The 261-nt window shown below is 47.5% G+C and carries 2 tRNA genes; both read right to left on the bottom strand.

The annotated features are described in order from the left end of the window. Positions 1-39 precede the first annotated feature (39 nt). Positions 40-116 (bottom strand) — tRNA-Met (locus H4J59_RS03950). A 60-nt stretch (positions 117-176) separates the two neighbouring features. Further along, positions 177-253: transfer RNA gene (locus tag H4J59_RS03945), tRNA-Met, on the bottom strand. Between the last annotated feature and the right edge of the window lie 8 nt (positions 254-261).

The following is a 261-nucleotide window of genomic DNA, read 5'->3' as shown; positions in this document are numbered from 1 at the left end:
CTTAAACAAGCCAAGTTGTTTTAATTCAAACTTAAGAATTGGTTGCGGGAGCAGGATTTGAACCTACGACCTTCGGGTTATGAGCCCGACGAGCTACCAGACTGCTCCATCCCGCGTCCGAATGGTTCAAGTAAACACTTAAACAAGCCAAGTTGTTTTAATTCAAACTTAAGAATTGGTTGCGGGAGCAGGATTTGAACCTACGACCTTCGGGTTATGAGCCCGACGAGCTACCAGACTGCTCCATCCCGCGTCCGAATG

Origin of the sequence: Colwellia sp. MB02u-10 (genome assembly GCF_014077185.1) — a bacterium.
Taxonomy (GTDB): Bacteria; Pseudomonadota; Gammaproteobacteria; order Enterobacterales; family Alteromonadaceae; genus Cognaticolwellia.
Note: the sequence above shows the minus strand (reverse complement) of the source record. Positions and strands in the feature narration are given on the sequence as shown.